The organism is Paramagnetospirillum magnetotacticum MS-1, assembly GCF_000829825.1.
Classification (GTDB): domain Bacteria; phylum Pseudomonadota; class Alphaproteobacteria; order Rhodospirillales; family Magnetospirillaceae; genus Phaeospirillum; species Phaeospirillum magnetotacticum.
In genome coordinates this window covers 1,008,886-1,027,730 of record NZ_JXSL01000030.1, presented here as the reverse complement: position 1 = coordinate 1,027,730, position 18,845 = coordinate 1,008,886, and the positions used below count along the sequence as shown (strand labels likewise).

Annotated in this window: 21 protein-coding genes; 17 read left to right on the top strand and 4 right to left on the bottom strand. The window is 64.5% G+C overall.

Translation table 11 applies throughout. The features are described from left to right. Positions 1–31: 31 nt before the first annotated feature. The 8 genes from dnaJ to CCC_RS17340 all read left to right on the top strand — a co-directional run bounded on the left by dnaJ (position 32) and on the right by CCC_RS17340 (position 8,364). Positions 32–1,180, top strand: coding sequence for a molecular chaperone DnaJ (gene dnaJ, locus CCC_RS17370; protein WP_009869946.1), 1,149 nt, complete (start codon positions 32–34; stop codon positions 1,178–1,180). A gap of 194 nt (positions 1,181–1,374) precedes the next feature. After that, positions 1,375–2,244: an Abi-alpha family protein gene (locus tag CCC_RS22230; protein WP_152619796.1), complete on the top strand. Its 870-nt coding sequence runs from the start codon at positions 1,375–1,377 to the stop codon at positions 2,242–2,244. A 192-nt stretch (positions 2,245–2,436) separates the two neighbouring features. Continuing rightward, positions 2,437–3,159, top strand: a complete 723-nt coding sequence (ftsE, locus tag CCC_RS17365) for a cell division ATP-binding protein FtsE (protein ID WP_041042197.1) — start codon at positions 2,437–2,439, stop codon at positions 3,157–3,159. Next, positions 3,159–4,055 (top strand): cell division protein FtsX, encoded by an 897-nt coding sequence (locus CCC_RS17360; RefSeq protein ID WP_009869944.1) that lies wholly within the window; start codon positions 3,159–3,161, stop codon positions 4,053–4,055. The genes ftsE and CCC_RS17360 overlap by 1 nt, the downstream gene beginning before the upstream one ends. Further along, entirely contained in the window at positions 4,052–4,672 is a 621-nt protein-coding gene (locus CCC_RS17355) for a YdcF family protein (RefSeq protein ID WP_041042195.1), read from the top strand. Before CCC_RS17360 ends, CCC_RS17355 begins: the two co-directional genes overlap by 4 nt. Next, positions 4,669–5,400: a lysophospholipid acyltransferase family protein gene (locus tag CCC_RS17350; RefSeq protein WP_009869942.1), complete on the top strand. Its 732-nt coding sequence runs from the start codon at positions 4,669–4,671 to the stop codon at positions 5,398–5,400. The genes CCC_RS17355 and CCC_RS17350 overlap by 4 nt, the downstream gene beginning before the upstream one ends. Before the next feature lie 270 nt (positions 5,401–5,670). Beyond that, entirely contained in the window at positions 5,671–7,998 is a 2,328-nt protein-coding gene (locus CCC_RS17345) for an adenosylcobalamin-dependent ribonucleoside-diphosphate reductase (RefSeq protein WP_009869941.1), read from the top strand. An 84-nt stretch (positions 7,999–8,082) separates the two neighbouring features. Continuing rightward, positions 8,083–8,364 carry an RNA-binding S4 domain-containing protein gene (locus CCC_RS17340; RefSeq protein ID WP_041042193.1) on the top strand — a complete coding sequence of 94 codons (282 nt, stop codon included), beginning with the start codon at positions 8,083–8,085 and terminating at the stop codon, positions 8,362–8,364. Between the two features lie 135 nt (positions 8,365–8,499). Here the strand turns inward: CCC_RS17340 and CCC_RS17335 are convergent, their stop codons facing one another. Beyond that, a complete protein-coding gene (locus tag CCC_RS17335) occupies positions 8,500–9,681 on the bottom strand; it encodes a pyridoxal-phosphate-dependent aminotransferase family protein (RefSeq protein WP_009869839.1) in 1,182 nt (393 codons plus the stop codon). Then, positions 9,678–10,736, bottom strand: coding sequence for a DUF2125 domain-containing protein (locus tag CCC_RS17330; RefSeq protein ID WP_009869838.1), 1,059 nt, complete (start codon positions 10,734–10,736; stop codon positions 9,678–9,680). The genes CCC_RS17335 and CCC_RS17330 overlap by 4 nt, the downstream gene beginning before the upstream one ends. On the opposite strand from CCC_RS17330, the gene CCC_RS17325 reads away from it, so the two are divergent. From CCC_RS17325 to CCC_RS17305, 5 genes are all read left to right on the top strand, one after another. After that, entirely contained in the window at positions 10,729–11,310 is a 582-nt protein-coding gene (locus CCC_RS17325) for a gamma-glutamylcyclotransferase (protein WP_041042191.1), read from the top strand. The two genes, CCC_RS17330 and CCC_RS17325, sit on opposite strands and share 8 nt — an antisense overlap. Positions 11,311–11,454: 144 nt before the next feature. Further along, positions 11,455–12,330 (top strand): UTP--glucose-1-phosphate uridylyltransferase GalU, encoded by an 876-nt coding sequence (galU, locus tag CCC_RS17320; protein WP_041042190.1) that lies wholly within the window; start codon positions 11,455–11,457, stop codon positions 12,328–12,330. Between the two features lie 182 nt (positions 12,331–12,512). Then, on the top strand, positions 12,513–13,487 hold the full coding sequence (locus CCC_RS17315) for a DNA/RNA non-specific endonuclease (protein WP_009869835.1): 975 nt from the start codon (positions 12,513–12,515) through the stop codon (positions 13,485–13,487). Between the two features lie 50 nt (positions 13,488–13,537). Then, positions 13,538–14,299 carry a hypothetical protein gene (locus tag CCC_RS17310; protein ID WP_009869834.1) on the top strand — a complete coding sequence of 254 codons (762 nt, stop codon included), beginning with the start codon at positions 13,538–13,540 and terminating at the stop codon, positions 14,297–14,299. Positions 14,300–14,442: 143 nt separating this feature from the next. Beyond that, a complete protein-coding gene (locus CCC_RS17305; RefSeq protein WP_009869833.1) occupies positions 14,443–15,573 on the top strand; it encodes an alpha-hydroxy acid oxidase in 1,131 nt (376 codons plus the stop codon). A 126-nt stretch (positions 15,574–15,699) separates the two neighbouring features. Here CCC_RS17305 and ddpX read toward each other — a convergent pair whose 3' ends face one another. Next, positions 15,700–16,266, bottom strand: a complete 567-nt coding sequence (gene ddpX, locus CCC_RS17300; protein WP_009869832.1) for a D-alanyl-D-alanine dipeptidase — start codon at positions 16,264–16,266, stop codon at positions 15,700–15,702. Between the two features lie 58 nt (positions 16,267–16,324). On the opposite strand from ddpX, the gene tsaB reads away from it, so the two are divergent. Next, entirely contained in the window at positions 16,325–16,969 is a 645-nt protein-coding gene (gene tsaB / locus CCC_RS17295; protein ID WP_009869831.1) for a tRNA (adenosine(37)-N6)-threonylcarbamoyltransferase complex dimerization subunit type 1 TsaB, read from the top strand. Continuing rightward, positions 16,966–17,445 (top strand): GNAT family N-acetyltransferase, encoded by a 480-nt coding sequence (locus CCC_RS17290; RefSeq protein WP_009869830.1) that lies wholly within the window; start codon positions 16,966–16,968, stop codon positions 17,443–17,445. Before tsaB ends, CCC_RS17290 begins: the two co-directional genes overlap by 4 nt. A 32-nt stretch (positions 17,446–17,477) precedes the next feature. Here CCC_RS17290 and CCC_RS17285 read toward each other — a convergent pair whose 3' ends face one another. Further along, a complete protein-coding gene (locus CCC_RS17285) occupies positions 17,478–17,726 on the bottom strand; it encodes a sulfurtransferase TusA family protein (protein ID WP_041042184.1) in 249 nt (82 codons plus the stop codon). A 99-nt stretch (positions 17,727–17,825) separates the two neighbouring features. On the opposite strand from CCC_RS17285, the gene CCC_RS17280 reads away from it, so the two are divergent. Both CCC_RS17280 and CCC_RS17275 read left to right on the top strand, forming a co-directional pair. Beyond that, positions 17,826–18,245, top strand: a complete 420-nt coding sequence (locus CCC_RS17280) for a MucR family transcriptional regulator (protein ID WP_009869829.1) — start codon at positions 17,826–17,828, stop codon at positions 18,243–18,245. A gap of 136 nt (positions 18,246–18,381) precedes the next feature. After that, positions 18,382–18,813 carry a Fur family transcriptional regulator gene (locus tag CCC_RS17275; protein WP_009869828.1) on the top strand — a complete coding sequence of 144 codons (432 nt, stop codon included), beginning with the start codon at positions 18,382–18,384 and terminating at the stop codon, positions 18,811–18,813. The last annotated feature ends 32 nt before the right edge of the window (positions 18,814–18,845 follow it).

Genomic DNA, 18,845 nt, shown 5'->3' with positions numbered 1-18,845 from the left:
CGCCGCCGGCCTCATGTGGGATGCTAGACGCATGAGCAAGCAGGACTATTACGATCTTCTGGGGGTCGAAAAGGGCGCCTCGCCCGACGACATCAAGAAGGCCTACCGCAAACAGGCCATGCAGTTCCATCCGGACCGCAATCCTGGCAATGCCGAGGCCGAGCAGAAGTTCAAGGAAATCAACGAAGCCTACGACGTCCTCAAGGACGAGCAGAAGCGCGCCGCCTATGACCGCTTCGGCCACGCCGCCTTCGAACAGGGCGGCCCCGGCGGCGGGGGCGGCGGCGGTTTCGGCGGCTTTGGCGGCGGCGGCTTCTCCGACATCTTCGACGAGATGTTCGGCGAGTTCATGGGCGGCGGACGCCGGGGCCAGTCAACGGGCCGCGGCGCCGATCTGCGCTACAACATGGATATCAGCCTGGAAGACGCCTTCGCGGGCAAGACCACCACGGTCAAGGTGCCCTCGTCGGCGCCTTGCGAGGATTGCAAGGGCACCGGCGGCAAGGACGGCGCCGCCCCGGTCACCTGCTCGGCCTGCCACGGCCACGGCAAGATCCGCCAGCAGCAGGGCTTCTTCACCATCGAACGCACCTGCCCCACCTGCCAGGGCATGGGCAAGATCATCAAGGACCCATGCCGGTCTTGCGGCGGATCGGGCCGCACCCGCAAGGAAAAGACCCTCCAGGTCAATATCCCCGCCGGTGTCGAGGACGGAACCCGTATCCGCCTGGCGGGGGAGGGCGAGGCCGGAATGCGCGGCGCGCCACCGGGCGACCTCTATATCTTCCTGTCCATCGCCGCGCACCGCATCTTCCAGCGCGACGGCGCCAATATCTTCTGCCGCGTGCCCATCCCCATGACCACGGCGGTCCTCGGCGGCACCATCGAGGTCCCCACCATCGACGGCTCCAAGGCCAAGGTCACCATCCCCGAAGGCACCCAGACCGGAAACCAGTTCCGCCTGCGGAGCAAAGGCATGAGCGTTCTGCGTTCCCCCGCCCGCGGCGACATGTTCATCCAGGCCGTGGTCGAAACCCCCGTCAACCTCACCAAGCGCCAAAAAGAACTCCTCCACGAGTTCAACGAAGCCGGCGAAGGCGAAAAAGCCAAGAATTCCCCGGAAAGCCAAGGCTTCTTCGCCAAGGTCAAGGAACTCTGGGAAGACTTGAAGGAAGGCTGACAGCCTCTCCGATCCCTCACCCCGCCCCTCTCCCGCTTGCGGGAGAGGGGCGGGGTGAGGGCCTTTTTTGCGAAGGGACTCGTCCCTTCGCGCATCCCTGTTCCCTTAAATCGTGTGGTTGTTGGTCGATATGTCGACCAAAGACCGATATCAAGATATAGTCATTGCACTGAATGGCTTCGCTGAGCGTCGAGATGGATAAGCCGAAACGGGCAAAACCGAAGGCCGAAAAACTTCTTTCGATGGCACAATCCCAATCTCTGTCACGAGGTTTGTCGGCTGCCGCCGCTGAATTGATAACCAAGGCCTTGGCCCCAGCCGCCAGCCATCTTGGAAGTCTGCTCGGTGACCAGATGGCACATTTCCGTGCACGCAATTTGAACAGATTGGCAGACTATTGGCGTGATGAAGTCCAGAGGCGCGAGGTAAACCCCGATGCCCTGGCAGCACTCCCGTTCGCGAAGGCCCATCGTCTATTCGATGATGCGTCGATGGAAGATGATGATGATGTCCTGAAACTCTGGGCGGCTTTACTGGCGGGTGCGATGACCCCCGGAATAGACATCCAGGCGCACAAGATGCTTTGCGGAATATTGAAGGATCTTGAGGGGCCAGATGCTATTTTACTTGAATTGCTATGGAGCAGTTATCGGTATCGGCAAAAAAATAATTCAGAGGTAAATTATAATGTCGATATTTCAATAGCTGCCAGTTGGGAAAATTTAAATAATTTTGCCCGCAAGACCGCCGTCCTCAATGTAATCCGGCTGGGATGTGCAGCGCTACCAAGCGATTCACTTAGCAATTACGGCCTAGATTTTGTTCGAGGCATTCAACTATCCCCAATGTCAAATTTCCCAAATCCCCCCCCAGATCCTCTGGTGCGAGCATTGGATTTGGTCGAGCGCGGCATTTCCTCTGCCATAAACCTTTCTAAGGGCGTACACACCCCGGTTACCTTCCATAGCAGAGGGTCGACAACCGACTTCCGATGTGCGCAGGACATCCTTACTCTGACATTACTTGGGCGAACTTTGATGGAAACTTGCCGAGCGCCTAGCTGACAAGGCAGACCTTACCGTCAGCATGACCAAGCGACCAGGGATGCGCGAAGGGACGAGTCCCTTCGCAAAGAAGGGCCCTCACCCCAACCCTCTCCCGCTCGCGGGAGAGGGAGTTACCGGGGGGAGCAGCCCCGCCACGGGTTGCCCCGTCGTCCAAGCCGTGTCATCTTCGGGCGGTTCGGGAGGAGCACCGTGCGGCATCGCCCTCGTGGGGAAAACATCATCCGGTTCGACAGTGTCGGGCTGCGCTACGGGCTTGGGCCCGAAGTCTTGCAGGACGTCACCTTCAAGCTGCCGGCCGGGTCTTTTCATTTCCTGACCGGGCCCTCGGGCGCGGGCAAATCCTCTTTGCTGCGTTTGATGTATCTGGGCCTGCGCCCCACGCGCGGGCGGGTCGTGCTGTTCGACCGCGACATCGCCGCGACCAAGCGTTACGAGCTTCCGGCGCTGCGCCGTCGTATCGGGGTGGTGTTCCAGGATTTCCGCCTGCTTGACCACATGACCGCCTTGGACAATGTGGCGCTGCCCTTGCGGGTGCGCGGCGTCAAGGAATCCGAGATCCGGCGCCATGTGCCGGAACTATTGTCCTGGGTGGGTCTGGCCGACCATCTGGGGGCCAAGCCTTCGACGCTCTCGGGCGGGCAGAAGCAGCGCGTGGCCATCGCGCGGGCGGTGATCGGGCGTCCCGACCTTCTTCTCGCCGACGAGCCCACCGGTAACGTGGACGATCACATCGCCATGCGGCTGATGTATCTGTTCGAGGAGTTGAACAAGCTGGGCACCACCATCGTGGTGGCGACCCACAACGAGCTGCTGGTGCGGCGCTTCGCCCATCTTCCCCGCCTGCATATCGAGCACGGCATGGTGACGACCTTGCACCATGAACCGGCGGCGGACGATCTGGAGACGGAGTGATGCTGTTTCGCCGCCGCCATTCCGATCTGCCCCTGGCCGGTGACGCCACGTCACGGTTTTTGCCCTGGCTGGTGGCGCTGATGGTGTTTCTGTCCTCCATGGCGGTGGCCGGGGCCTTTGTCATTGGCTCGGTGATGGAGCGCTGGGACCGCGACGTGTCGGGCACGCTGACCGTTCAGGTTCTTCCGGCGGGCGGCGAAAATGCCGATGCGGTGACCGAGGAGCGGGTTCATTCGGCCATCGACGTGATGCGCAAGGTGCCGGGCGTGCTGGCGGTCAAGGCCTTCGACAAGAAGCGCACCCTGGCGCTGTTGGAGCCCTGGCTGGGCAATACCGAGATGGTCCAGGACATGCCGCTGCCCCGCCTGATCGACGTCACCATCGACCCGGAATCGCGCATCGATTTAACCGAGGTGGCGCTGCGTCTGTCGCGCGCCGTGCCCGGCGCCTCGCTGGACGATCACCGGGTCTGGCTGTCACGTCTGATCAATCTGTCGCGCACCATGCAATGGCTGGCCATTCTGGTGGTTGTGCTGATCGGCATGGTGACCTCGGCCACGGTGGTCTATGCCACCCGCACCGGCATGGCGGTGCATCACGGCATCATCGAGGTTTTGCATCTGATCGGCGCCCATGACGATTACGTGGCCCGGCAATTCGCCGATCGCGCCTTTGCCTTGGGCATCGGCGGCGGGCTGATGGGGCTGGGGCTGGCGGTGCCTGCGCTGACGGCCATCGGCTGGGCGGCCAAGAGGCTGGAAGGCGGCTTTCTGCCCAGCCTCAGCCTGCCGGTTCTGGGCTATGTGGCCATCGGCCTGCTGCCGTTGCTGGCCGCGCTTCTTGCCATGCTGACGGCGCGGCTCACCGTCCACGGCACCCTGGCCAAGATGCCATGAGCCGGGCCGCGTTGCGCCGCCTGGCCATCGGATTCATGGTGGCGGCGGGCACCCTGTTCGGTGCCTGGGGCGGTGGGCTGATTTGGTTCGCCGCCGATCTGGGCATCAGGGCGGAGGACGACGCCACCGTCACCGATGCGGTTGTGGTGCTGACCGGAGGGGCCGAGCGGCTGAATTCCGGCCTGGCGCTTCTTGAGGCGGGCCGGGGCCGCATGCTGTTCGTCTCGGGCGTGCACAAGGGCGTCGATCTGGCCGATTTGCTGCGTCAGGCCCATGTTTCGCCCGAGCGGGTGCGGTGCTGCATCACCTTGGGGCATGCCGCCGACGACACGGTGGGCAATGCCGTCGAGACCGCCGCGTGGATGCGGCGTGAGGGGTTCTCGTCGCTGCGGCTGGTGACGGCGGCCTATCACATGCGCCGAGCCTTGCTGGAACTGCGCCGCGCCCTGCCCGAGGCCCAGATCATCGCCCACCCGGTCTTTCCCGACGCCTTCAAGCGCGACCAGTGGTGGCGCTGGCCCGGCACCGCCCATCTGCTGGCGGTGGAATACACCAAATATCTGGCGGCGCTGGCCCGGCCGCTGTTTATCCCTAAGAAATCCGAGAGGAAGCCGTGACCGTTCTCCGCTCCGCCCTGTTCATCCTCTTCACCTGGGTCTGGACCCTGGTTCTGTCCCTGCTCTACCTGCCGCTGCTGGCCATGCCCCGCAAGGCCATGCGACCGGCGGTGCGCCTGTGGCTCAAGGGCATGCTCGGCGCGCTGCGCCTGATCGCTGGCCTGTCCTGGGAGCTGCGCGGTGCGGGGAACCTGCCCACGGGACCGCTGATCATCGCGTCCAAGCACCAGTCGGCCTTCGAGACCTTCGTTTTCCACCTGCTGCTGAACGACCCGGCCTATATCCTCAAGCGCGAGCTGTTGTGGATACCTTTCTTCGGCTGGTACCTGGGCAAGTCGGGCGTGATCGCCATCGACCGCTCGGCGGGCACCAAGGCGCTGAAGGCCATGGTCAAGGGCGCCGAGGAGGCGGTGGCCGAAGGCCGCCCGGTGGTGATCTTCCCCGAAGGCACCCGCGCCGCCCCGGGCGCCAAGCTGCCCTACCATTCGGGCGTGGCCATGCTGTATGGCGCGCTGAAGGTACCGGTCATACCAATTGCCTTGAATTCCGGGCTGTTCTGGCGCCGCCGCGGCTTTGCCAAGAAGCCCGGCACATTGACCCTGGAGGCGCTGGAACCCATCGCGCCGGGCATGGACCGCAAGGCCTTCATGGCCGAGCTGGAGAGCCGCATCGAGACCGCCAGCGACCGCCTGATCGCCGAGGCGCGGGAACGCCATCCCGGCCTGTGACCCACAAGACCGGGGGGAGGGAAAGTCCCGCCCTCTGTGGATAAGTCTGTGGATGGGGATGAGGCTGAAAATCAGCCCCCAGGCCGTGTCTCTGTGCATAACGGGGATAAGTGCCGCCACAGCCAGCATTGCTTGATCTGACGGGGCGCGGCATCGGGATAAGCCTGTTAGTACAAAAAAAGAACGCTTTCCATTGATTCCCCCCGCCCCGAAGCCCTAAAATCAGCGCGGTGAGCCCTGATAAAAGGGCGGGAGAGGAAAGACGGGTCCATGACGCAGGTGGCATCCATTTCCCAGCAGATCTGGGACATGAAGTATCGGTTGAAGTCCGCCGAGGGAACGGCGCTGGACGGCACCATCGAGGACACCTGGCGGCGCGTGGCGCGCAGTCTGGCGGCGACCGAGGCCGAGCCCGCCGTCTGGGAACAGCGCTTCTTCGAATCCATGGAGGATTTCAAGGTCCTGCCCGCTGGCCGCATCATCTCGGGCGCGGGGACCGACCGCAAGGTGACGCTGTTCAACTGCTTCGTCATGGGCGACATCCCCGACGACATGGCGGGCATCTTCGAGCACCTGAAAGAGGCCGCCCTGACCATGCAGCAGGGCGGCGGCATCGGTTACGACTTCTCGACGCTGCGTCCCAAGGGCGCTCCGGTCAAGGGCGTGGGCGCCGACGCCTCGGGCCCGCTCTCCTTCATGGATGTGTGGGACGCCATGTGCCGCACCATCATGAGCGCGGGCTCGCGCCGCGGCGCCATGATGGCCACCATGCGCTGCGACCATCCCGATATCGAGGCCTTCATCGACGCCAAGCGCGAAGCCGGGCGGCTTCGCATGTTCAACCTCTCGGTCCTGGTCACCGACCCCTTCATGCAGGCGGTCAAGGAAGACGGCCCGTGGGAGCTGACCTTCAAGGGCGTCACCTATAAAAGCCTGCCAGCGCGCGAACTGTGGAACAAGATCATGCGCGCCACCTATTCCTATGCCGAGCCGGGCGTGATCTTCATCGACCGCATCAACCGGCTGAACAATCTCTCCTATTGCGAGGACATCCACGCCACCAATCCTTGCGGCGAACAGCCCCTTCCCGCCTATGGCGTCTGCCTGCTGGGCTCGCTCAATCTGGCCCGCCTGGTGGACCGGCCCTTCGAGGACGGGGCAAGGCTGGATCTCGATAAGCTGGACCGGCTGGTGCGCGTTGCCGTGCGCATGATGGACAACGTCATCGACGTGTCCAACTACCCCCTCGATCGTCACCGTCACGAAGCCTTGTCCAAGCGCCGCATCGGGCTGGGCATCACCGGTCTGGCCGATGCCCTGATTCTGTGCGGAGCGCGTTATGGCGGGCGCGAAGCCATCCGCCTGACCGAGACCTGGATGGCGGCCATCCGCCGCTCGGCCTATCTGGCTTCGGCCGAACTGGCGCGTGAGAAGGGCGCCTTCCCGCTTTATGATGCCGAGAAGTATCTGGCGGGCGAGACCATCCAGGGGCTGGATTCCGATGTCATCGAGGCCATCCGCACCCATGGCATCCGTAACGCCCTGCTGACCTCCATCGCGCCCACCGGCACCATCTCGCTATTCGCCGACAATGTGTCGTCGGGCCTCGAGCCGGTCTTCGCCTTCACCTATACCCGCGGCGTGCTGCAGCGTGACGGCACGCGACGCGAGGAGGAGGTCAGCGACTACGCCTATCGCCTGTTCCGCCGTCTGCGGGGCGAGAACGCGCCGCTGCCCACCTATTTCGTCGACGCCCTGTCACTCACCCCCGGCGATCATGTGGTGATGCAGGCCGCCGTGCAGAAATACGTGGACTCCTCCATCTCCAAGACCATCAACGTGCCCGAGGATATCTCCTTCGACGCCTTCAAGGACGTCTACACCCAGGCCTATGAACTGGGCTGCAAGGGCTGCACCACCTACCGCCCCAACGACATCACCGGCTCGGTGCTGGAGGTCAAGAAGGAGGCCAGGCCCGAGGACGATGCCGAGCCCGAACTGCCGCTGGAGAAGACCCGCACCCGCTACACCGATCCCCTGGATTCCGGCATCGTCCACCTGACCCAGCCGCTCGACCGGCCCGAGGCGCTGCCCGGCTCCACCTACAAGGTGCGCTGGCCCGATTCCGACCATGCCATGTACATCACGCTGAACGACATCATCCAGGACGGACGGCGGCGGCCCTTCGAGGTGTTCATCAATTCCAAGAACATGGAGCACTTCGCCTGGACGGTGGCGCTGACCCGCATGATCTCGGCGGTGTTCCGCAGGGGCGGCGACGTGGCTTTCGTGGTCGAGGAACTGAAGGCGGTGTTCGATCCCAGAGGCGGCCAATGGGTGGGCGGACGCTATGTCCCCTCGCTGCTGGCCGCCATCGGCGAAGTCATCGAGCGCCACATGATCGCCATCGGCTTCCTGCCCGACCCCAAGGCGGCGCGCGAACCGGTAGAGGCCCGCGACGACCGCTATGGCGAGGAGCGCAAGGTGGTCAACGGCGAGACGCGGCTGCGCCACTGCCCCAAATGCAACCAGCCCGCCCTGCTGCGCTCGGAAGGCTGCGATACCTGCACATCCTGCGGCTATTCCAAGTGCGGATGAGGACGAGATGCGGGGCTCCCGCCCCGCGGCCCCGGTTGGAGGCGATGCCTCCAAACCTCCCTTTTGATTAAAAGGGGCGTCTGGATGGAAACCTCCATCCGCCTCGACAAATGGCTGTTCTTCTGCCGTTTCTTCAAGTCGCGCGCTCTGGCTGCAAACGTGGTTGAGAGCGGCGCGGTGCGCCTCAACGGCGCTCCTGTCACCAAGCCCGCCCATGGGGTCAGGCCCGGCGACCGGGTGGCCTTTCCCGCAGGACCCTATATCCGCACCGTGGAGGTGCTGGCTCCGGGCACCCGCCGCGGCCCCGCCCCCGAAGCGCAGGGGCTTTACCGGGATCTGGGGAAGGAAAGGGCGCCGGAAGAGTAACGGGGCTTTCGCCCCGACCCCAACCGGGAGGCAGAAGCCTCCCGGACCCTCCATCACTTCATTGACATTTAAAATGGTGGTTCGGAGGCTTTTGCCTCCGATGGGTGCGGGCCAAGCCCGCTCGCGCAGCGAAATCTACCCGAACAGCAGCCTGGACGCCGCCGCTGGACCGGCACCGGCCTTGACCTTGTCGCCCAACACGCCTTCCAGGGCGGTAAGGCAGGTGATGACGTGTTTGGGAGTGGCGCTTTGGCCCATCAGGCCGATGCGCCACACCTTACCCGCAAGGGCGCCGAGGCCCGCGCCGATTTCCAGGCCGAAGCGAGCCAGCAATTGGGCACGCACAGTGGCCTCGTCCACGCCGTCTGGCACGGTGACGGCGTTGAGCTGGGGCAGACGGGATTTTTCGGCGACCAGCAGGCCCAGACCCATGGCCTCGAGCCCCGCGCGCAGGGCCTCGTGCATGGCGCGGTGACGCGCCCAGGCGGCGTCGAGGCCTTCCTCGTGCAGCATGACCAGGGATTCGTGCAGACCGTAGAGCGCATTGACCGGGGCGGTATGGTGATAGGTCCTCTTAGCCCCGCCGCCCCAATAGGCGGTGAGCAGGGTAAGATCGAGGAACCAGCTTTGCACCTTGGTCTTGCGCGCCTTCAGCGCTTCGACGGCGCGGGGCGAGAAGGTGACCGGCGACAGGCCGGGCGGCGCCGACAGGCATTTCTGGCTGCCGGAATAGACGGCATCGGCGCCCCACTGGTCCACCAGGACCGGAATACCGCCCAGCGAGGTGACGGCATCGACGATGGTCAGGGCCCCATGGGCATGGGCCAGGGCGCACAGAATGGCCGCGTCGGATTCGACGCCGGTGGAAGTTTCGGCATGCACGAAGGCCAGGGCCTTGGCGCCTGGATTGGCGGCGAGGGCCTCTTCCACCTTGCCCGCATCGACGGGGGTGCCCCAGGCATCCTCGACCACCACGGCGCGGGCGCCGCAGCGTTCCACATTCTCCTTCATGCGCCCGCCGAACACGCCATTGACGCAGACCACCACCGTGTCGCCCGGCTCGATCAGATTGACGAAGCAGGCCTCCATGCCCGCCGAACCGGGGCCGGACACCGCGAAGGTCATCTCGTTGGCAGTGCGAAAGGCGGCCTGCAACAGGCCCTTCAGTTCATCCATCATGCCGACGAAGGCGGGATCGAGATGGCCGATGGTGGGACGCGCCTGGGCGGCCAGCACCCTGGGATGGACGTCGGAGGGGCCGGGCCCCATCAGGATGCGCAAGGGGGGCTGAAACGACTGGACGGGCAGATTGCTCATGGGGGCGGGGCTCCGGGTCCGGGGGGAGTGATGGGCAAGGGCGGCAGCCGGAGAAGCTTTACCTGCCCGGCATAGAGATCGCCATCTTGCACCGTGACGGAAAGGGTCAGGGTGGGGCGTCCCTGGGGATCGGGACGCGCCAGAATGGCCAGAAGGATTTCAGCGGCCGAGGCCATGCCCGGCTCCATCAGCTTGGCTTCCACCAGGCGGCTCACCACCTCTTTCCAGCCGCGGATGCGGGCCGTGGTGGCGATGAGAGGCTGAAGCATGGGGTCGAAGGCGAAGGTCCCGTCGGCTTCCAGGCTGAGCGGCGCCCAGTCCACCGCCAGCTTGTCCAGTTCCACGGTGCCGCCAGCATTGCTCCAGGCGGCCAGGGCGGAAAGCGGGGCCGTATCGGGAATGGTGCCCATGATGCGCCCCTCCACCCGCACCAGATCCAGGCGGCGGTTGAAGGGCAGATCGGCGGGCAGGCCCATCTCCACGCCCTGGGCGTTCAGGGCGAAACCGGCCGAGGGTTTCTCATGGCCGGGATCGGGAGGGTTCAGCCATTCATAGCGAATGGCAAGACGCTCGGCCGTCAACGGCCCCGCGCCGGGCTGTTCCAGCGCCAGGCGGCCCGCCTCGAATGCGAAATCGTGCAGATCGCCGTCGCCATCCACCCGAAGCCGCACCGTCGCCCCGGTGGTGGTGACGATGCCGCGCCACTCGTTTCCCATGGCCAGAGTATGGCTGGTCCCCAGATCCAGAACCGGCCCCATCGGGTCGAGGCCGGGCAGCCGCAGACGCACGCCGTCGCTGCTCCAGGCCAGCCCGGAAGGCGTGGAGAGATTGAGCGCGCCCAAATCCAGACCGATCTGGCCGGGAAAGCCGAACAGCGCGACGGGGCCGTAATCCAGATGCCAGCCATCGGCGCGGCGCGATGCGGCGAAGTCCTCTATCCCCTTGCGCAACTGCCCCGCCACATGGAACCAATAGGCCGTATAGCCGCCGCACCCGGCCAGGGCCAGGAATGCGGCGATCAGGGCGGCAAGACGGAAACGGACGGGCATGGGCATCGCGACTCCAGAACCGGTCACAAGGTCTAACCCGACAGCGGGCTGGAGGCAAGGCACCGACCTATGGGTCTTCGCCTATGGCTCGCTCATGTGGAACCCGGACTTCGAACACGAGGAAACCCGCACCGCCCAAATTTCGGGCTATCACCGCGCCATGTGCATCTTGTCCTTTCTCTGGCGCGGCACGGCGGAAAGGCCCGGTCTGGTCATGGGCCTGGACCGGGGCGGGTCGTGCCGGGGCCGGGCCTTCCGGGTGGCGGCCATCAAGGTGCCCGAGGTCATGGCCCGCATCTATTCGCGCGAAATGCCCACAGGCGTCTACGAGCCCCGCTTCCTTCCCGCCGTCCTGGACGATAGACGCAAGGTCCAAGCTTGGGCCTTCGTCGCCCGGCGCGACCATCCCCAATACCTGGCCCAAGCCACGCCAGATCAACGCGCCGCCCTGATCCGCCAGGGCCACGGCACCGCTGGCCCCTGCCGCGACTATCTGGCCAATACCATCACCCAGTTGGAGATGCTGGGCCTGGGCAGCGAGGGGCTGAAGCGCCTGCTGGCGCTGGTGGATGAGGGGTAACAGGTTTGCGAAGTGACTCGTCCCTTCGCGCATCCCTGATCCATGGAAATGCGCCCCGGTTTTGCCGTAATCGGAACAAAACTCCGCCGTTTTGGGGCGCGATGATCCCCGTCATCGCAACCTCTCTCTTGAAGAGACCCCGAAATGATCCGCAAAGCCGTTCTTCCCGTTGCCGGTATGGGCACCCGCGTTCTGCCCGCCACCAAGGTGCTGCCCAAGGAATTGCTGCCGGTGGTGGACAAGCCCTTGATCCAGTATGCCGTGGAGGAAGCCGCCGAGGCGGGCATCACCGAGATCGTCCTGGTCACCGCCCGTGGCAAGGAGATGCTGGCCGACCATTTCGACCGCAATGCCGAGCTGGAGCGCTCGCTGGAGGCCCGGGGCAAGACCGAGCTGCTGGACATCGCGCGCGGCACCTGCCCCAAGGGGGTGAGCATCACCTGCGTGCGCCAGCCCGCGCCGCTGGGCCTCGGTCATGCGGTGCTGTGCGCCCGCCCCGTCATCGGTGACGAACCCTTCGCCGTCTTGCTGCCCGACGACCTGATCCTCGGCAAGCCCGGCTGCCTGAAGCAGCTGGTGGATGTGTGGAGCGAAACCCGGGGCCATGTGATCGCCGTGGAAAACGTTCCCGCCGATCAGGTGGACCGCTACGGCATCCTGGACGTCATCGAGGAAAAGGGCCGTCTGATCCGGGCGCGGGGCATGGTGGAAAAGCCCAAACCCGCCGAGGCGCCCTCCACCTTGTCGGTGATCGGCCGCTATATCCTCGACGCCTCGGTCTTCGATGCCCTGGAGCGCAGAGAACGCGGCGCGGGCGGCGAGATCCAGCTGACCGACGCCATCGCCCGGACTTTGGGAGAGGTAAGCCTGCACGGCGCCCGTTTCCTCGGCACCCGCTACGACTGCGGAAATAAGGCCGGTTATGTGGCGGCGATCATCGACGCCGCCCTGGCACATCCGGAAACTGCCTCCGCCGTTCTTGCCCATCTTGAGGCCTTGTCCGGACGCCGGGCGGCCTGAGCAGCAATACGAGAAAAACTTTTGGCCAAACCGTCTTTTGTGGCGGCGCGGCCAAAAGTATACAACTTTCATGAATTGCAAAGATCGCGGCGAAACTGCACCATCAGTGGATAATTTATTCTCGATGAGGTTCGTCGATGATCATCAAAAGATTATTTTTTCTCGTATTCGCTGCTGTCGCCTTGGCAGCCGCGAATTTTTCCGCCCATGCCGAACCCCTGGCCTGCAAGGGCCAGGGCGGGGTCAAGGAACTGCCCTATGAAACGGCGGTTCCCGCCGGTTATGACCATGACCGCTTCGCCACCTGGCCGCGCAGCCTGATGTTTTCCTATGGCGCCTTCACCTCGTCCTTCGAGACCAGGCAGGACCACGACACGCCCGATTCCCCCTATAAGGGCATTCCCAAATGGGTGTCCTACGAGATGCACGCCATGATGGGCGCCGACGGCAAGCCCATCCATCCCCAGGGCGCCAAGCGCCCGGTCAAATGGTACGAGTTGGAAGCCACCGACTTCTTGTGGACCGAGCCCAAGCTGAAGCCCGGCATCGACGCGTCGTACCGGGGCTTCGCCGTCCTGTGGAACCGGGGCCATATGGCGGCGCGCAACCATGCCAACCGCATCTCGTGGCAGGAGGGCTGCAACACCCACACCTTCATCAATGCCCTGCCGCAATTCGCCGATATGAATCAGGGCGACTGGCTGGCACTGGAGAATTACGCCATCGCGGCGGCCAACAAATTCGGGCGCGTCTGGACCATCGCAGGCCCGGTCTTCGAGCCCGAGCGCGAAATCGACACCATCGGCAAGGAGGGCGTCACCGTGCCCGTGGCCATTCCCCACGCCCTGTTCAAGATCCTGGTGATCGAGACCAAGGGTAAGGTGGAAGCTCGCGCCTTCCTCTTCCATCAGGCCGATGAGGACCAGCGGGGCGGCTACCGCAAATGCGCCGGCACGCCCCAGTCCAAATACGACCTGACCATTTATTCCACCTCCCTTACGGCGTTGGAAAAGGCCACGGGGCTGAAATTCCTCACCAATCTTTCGGATTCTGACCGCAAGGCGGCGGATGCGGTCTCGGCCAAGGCGCCCTGGCCCATCGAGGCCAAATACTGGGACGACAAGTGCGGCGGCGATGACGAAGAGGATGACGTCTAAATCCTGATCCCTACTTTACGCCGAAGCCAAAGACGGCTTGGATAGGGGGCATGGAATCGGGCGAAGCGGATATCATCTGGACTCAGTTCATCCTGGCGGCGGCGCTGACCCGCGTCGCCCACCGGGTGGCGGAGACGCATGACGAGGAGGCGGAAGCGCCGCGCTTCTCCTATGCCGATACCCATGCGGGCGGCGGCAGACTTTTACCGCCCGCCCTCTTGCCCGCCGTCCTGGCCCATAGAGGCGAATTCCACTCCCGAAGCTGGCTTGACGCCGTGGTGGCCGGGAAGAGCTATCCCGGTTCGTGGGTCCTGGCCGGACGGGTCATCAATGCCCTGGGCGGCCTGGATTTCGAAGCCGACGTCAACGATATCGACCTCGGCGTCATCGAGGCGGCCAAGGGCAACCGCGAGGGCGGCTGGGTTCGGTTCTGGAGCCATGACTGGTTCTCCTTCCTGCGCCATCGCTTCGTGCTGGAGCCCCGGCCCCATTTCGTCTTCATCGATCCGCCGCCCGATGATCCGCGCGGCCCCGGCTATGCCATGGACGCGGCCATCCTGCTCGACACACTCGACACGCCCTATATGGTTTCCTATCCGGTGGACCACACGTCCCAGAACGTCATCGACCAGATCGGGCGGTCTGGGCTGGAATTACGGGGCGGCGGATTGGGGCGGGGCGTCTTGCTGGGCGGCGGTGCCGAGACGGTGGTCCTTGATATCCTTGCCGATCTGCGCCTGTTGGCCGGATTGTTGGGGGGCGAGCTTTCGGTCCGGCTGCCCCGCGCCCCTGTCGACGATTACTGCATCTAGATCATGGCGCGCCATGATCTAGCTTTATGTTTGTCCCTCGCCGGGCGCGACCGTCCGGTCGCTTGGCCGCCGCCTCAATGGCGGCTGATCGCGGCATACGCCGGGTTTGGGGCATGCCGCTCTAAATTAAAGGGGTTCTTTCCATGAGCAACGCCGCTTCTATCGGCGATCTGGCGAAACGGGCGCGGTGGCGCATTCCGGGCTTCGCCTTCGGTTTCCTGGACGGCGGTTCGGGCGAAGAGGACGGATTGCGCCGCAATCGGGACCGCCTGGAAGCGGTGATCCTGGCGCCCAAGGCCTGCACCGGGGCCAAGCCCGACACCACGGCCACATTGTTCGGCCGGGACTACCGGCTGCCCTTCGGCGCCGCCCCGGTGGGCATGGGCAATCTGCTGTGGCCGGGCGCCGATCTGATGGTGGCGCGCCAAGCGGCGCGGCTGGGCTTTCCCGTGGTGGCATCGACCGTCGCCACCACCGCCCTGGAAGACATCGCAAAGGCCGCCGACGGCAACGCCTGGTTCCAGCTTTACGTCTCGCGCGAGGAGCGCATCAACCGCGACCTGCTGGCGCGGGCCTGGGCGGCAGGAATCCGCGAATTGGTGGTCACCGTGGATGTACCGGTGGCGGGCGACCGCCGCCGCGACCTGCGCAACCGCTTCGTCCTGCCCTTCAAGCCGGGGGCGCGCTTTGTCGCCCAACTGGCCATGGCGCCGTTCTGGGCGCTGTCCACGCTGAAACACGGCTCACCCGGCTTTCCCAATCTGGCCCGCTATGTGGGCGAGGTGGATGGAAAGACCCTGGCCGGATTCATCTCGTCCCAGATCAAGGACGACCTTACCTGGGACGACCTCAAATCCTTGCGCGACCAGTGGCAGGGCAGAATGCTGGTCAAGGGAATCATGACCGCCTCCGATGCCAAGACGGCGCTTGGGCTAGGCGCCGATGGCATCTGGGTGTCCAATCACGGCGGCCGCCAGTTGGACAGCGCGCCTGCGGCCATCGATTCGCTCTCCGCCATCCGCGCCGCGCTTGGGCCCGATCCTGTGGTGGTCATGGATGGCGGCATCCGCTCGGGAGAAGACGTGGTCCGCGCCGGGGCCACGGGCGCCGATTTCGTCTTCTGCGGCCGCGCCTTCTATTACGGCGCGGCGGCGGCGGGCGAAGCGGGAGCGGCGCGCGCCGCCGATCTGCTGGCCGCTGACCTCAAACGCACTCTCATTCAGATCGGCTGTCCGTCATGGTCGGTATTGGATGACGGGTGGCTGTGGCGATAAATCGGGCTGCCGCCCGAACCCGCCCGGAGGCTTGCGCCTCCGGATCTCCCCTGATTTTATCGATGGAATCAATGGGGGTCTGGGGCCATGGCCCCAGATAGGTTTGGGCGATAGCCCAAAAGGGCCTCAACCCATCATCCTGTCCGCCCCCAGCACCGTATCGGACAGCAGGGGAAAGCGGGCCGCGTCATGCATCTGGTAGTGCCACCACTCATTGCCATAGAAGTCCCAGCCCGCCGCGTTCATCAGCCCCAACAGCAGCAGACGGTTGCGCTGCGCCTCGACGCTAACCCCGGTAACCCCATGATGAGACAGCGGCGTGAAGGCGTCGAAGGCGGTGCCCATGTCCAGCGCCACGCCCGTGGCCGCATCCAGCAGGTCCAGGTCCAACGCCACGCCGCGCGAATGGGTGGAGCCCCGGCGCGGATCGGCGAGGAATTCAGGATCAGGCGTGTGGTTCCACAATGCCCATTGCGCCTCGGTTGGGCGATAGGCGTCGAGGATTCGCAAGGTGAGCCCCAGGGGCCGGGCCAGTTCCACCGCTTTCTTCAGCAGCGGCGCGGCTTGGGCGTGCAGCCAGCAACCGGCGGCGGGCGCGTAGACCGGACGATTCGTGAAATTGTCGGGGGTGGCATAGGCCAGAAGAATCTCGACGCCGAAGCCTTCGGCGGTCACGGGAATCAGGGGATGCATCTTCCTGCTTTCATTTCCATCGGCAGGGAAGTATAGCGGCGAGATGATTGTTCTCGCCATGGATAGCTCGACCTCCGCCTGTTCCGCCGCTCTGTGGTCGGATGGGCACGTATTGGCGCACCGCCTGTCGGTCATGGTTCGCGGCCAGAGCGAGGCGCTGATGCCCATGGTGGCCGAGGTGATGGCCGAGGCTGGGCTCGCCTTCGCCGATCTCGGCCTGCTGGCGGTCACCGTGGGACCGGGCGCTTTCACCGGCCTGCGCATCGGTCTGGCGGCGGCGCGCGGCCTGGCCCTGGCCAGCGGCCTGCCCCTGGCTGGCGTGACCACCACCGCGGCGGTGGCGGCGGGCGTAACCGAGGCCGAGCGGCAAGGCCGCAATATTCTGGTCGCCGTGGACTCGCGCCGCGACGAGAAATGGCTGCAACTCTTCAATTCCGCCCCGGCCCCTCTGTCCGAAATCCGCGCCTTGCGTCCCGATCAGGCCGGAGAGCTGGGCCAAGGCCCGGTGGTGGTGGCGGGCGACGCCGCCCCCGACATTCTGCCCCATCTGCCCGAAGCGATTCTTGCCGCCGCGGCCGGTTTTCCCGATGCCGCCCTGGTGGCCGCCCTGGCCGCCCATGGTTGGAGCCGGGGGCAATGCCTGCCGCCCGAGCCCCTCTATCTTCGGGACGCCGACGTCACCATGCCGGGAAAACGGGTGTGATCGACCTGATCCCCGCCGGGCTGGTCCATGCCGATTTGCTGGGCGGCATGCACCGCATCTGCTTCGCCGAACCCTGGAATCCCAAGTCCATGGCCGAAGTCCTGGCCTTGGCCGGAACCGAGGGGCTGATTGCCGTGGACGGAAAATCCCTCGCCCCCGCCACTGAACCGCCAGGACCGGCCGGGCTGATTTTGTGGCGGCGGATTTTCGACGAGGCGGAGATTCTCACCATCGCCGTCCTACCCCCCTGGCGCCGCCGGGGTGTCGGGGCTCGCCTGTTGGATGCCGCCATGGAGAACGCGGCCCGCGCCGGGGCCCTGACCATGTTCCTGGAAGCCGCCGCCGACAACGAAGCGGCCCTGGCCCTCTATGAATCCCGAAAATTTAACCGCGTTGGGCTGCGTAAGGGCTATTACGGAGCTATTGACGGCGTCACCATGAGTTGCCGACTGGACGAAACTTCAGTCTCGTCGTGAACTACGCCAATATCCATACTCGATAAGTGGACTTATTTCTTACGCACGACAAGGTGATGAATACCCGTCGTTCCTTCACCGGGCTCTGGCCGGAGCGAGAGGATTTCATGCCCCAGCTCGGCGAGAGAACGCGGCACGTTTCCCAGAGGTTCCGCACCTTTCAGCCGCACTTCAACGATCTCTCCCGACGCCATGCGCTCCACAAGTAACTTGGTTTTGACGAAGGTCATCGGACAGACTTCGCCGGTTATGTCAAGGCTGTAGTTAGGCTTCTCAGTCATGCGAATTGTGTCACTTTCATTTGTTGCAATGGATATTGCCAGCTTTGTACGAAGGATTTATATAAGGGCCCACTGAATAAAATTGGAGGGCTGCTCTCTATGTCGGAGCATTCGAACAGCGGCGACCTGCTGGGCCTGACCACGGAAATCGTGGCTGCGCATGTCGCCAATAATAGCGTCGCGGTTGCCGATCTTCCTCATCTGATTCAGGAAGTCTACCGCACCCTGGCCTCGGTCGGCAGCGCGCCCGCCGCGCCTGAGCGTCCTCAGCCCGCCGTGAACGTGAAGAAGTCGGTCACCCCCGACTACATCATCTGCCTCGAGGACGGCAAGAAGCTGAAGATGCTGAAGCGCCATCTCAAGACGGCGTACAATATGAGCCCCGAGGAATACCGGGACCGTTGGGGTCTCCCGGCTGATTACCCCATGGTGGCTCCCAATTACGCGCAGCACCGCTCCAGCCTGGCCAAGAAGATCGGCCTGGGCACCAAGCCGCGCAAGCGCAAGCGCACCGTCTGAGGACGCCCAACCGTCAGGTAAGACTCGTCTTCTCGACAAGTGAGGGAGTTCCGGGCATGATCCCGGAATCCCGGCCTGACGGGGCGCCATCAGCGTCCCATTCGCGGCGGGACCCGTCGGCTACCGGATCGCGGCAATGATTTCACGCATCGAGCAACGCTGCATCGACAAGAGCATGAAGATGACCGACCAGCGTCGGGTTATCGCGCGTGTTCTGTCCGAATCCTCCGACCACCCCGATGTGGAAGAGGTCTATCGCCGCGCCACCGCCATCGATCCCCATATTTCCATCGCCACCGTCTACCGCACCGTGCGGCTGTTCGAGGAAGCCGATATCCTGGAACGCCACGATTTCGGCGACGGCCGCGCCCGTTACGAGGAATCGGCGGGGGACCATCACGATCACCTGATCGACATGCAGTCGGGCAATGTGATCGAGTTCACCAGCACCGAAATCGAAGCCCTGCAGCGCGAGATCGCGCGGCGCTATGGCTACCGTCTGGTGGGGCATCGCCTTGAACTTTATGGAGTTCCGTTGACTTCCGGTGATAAACCGGAAGACAAATAGGCTTTGCGGTCGAACCCGCGCCGCAAAGGACG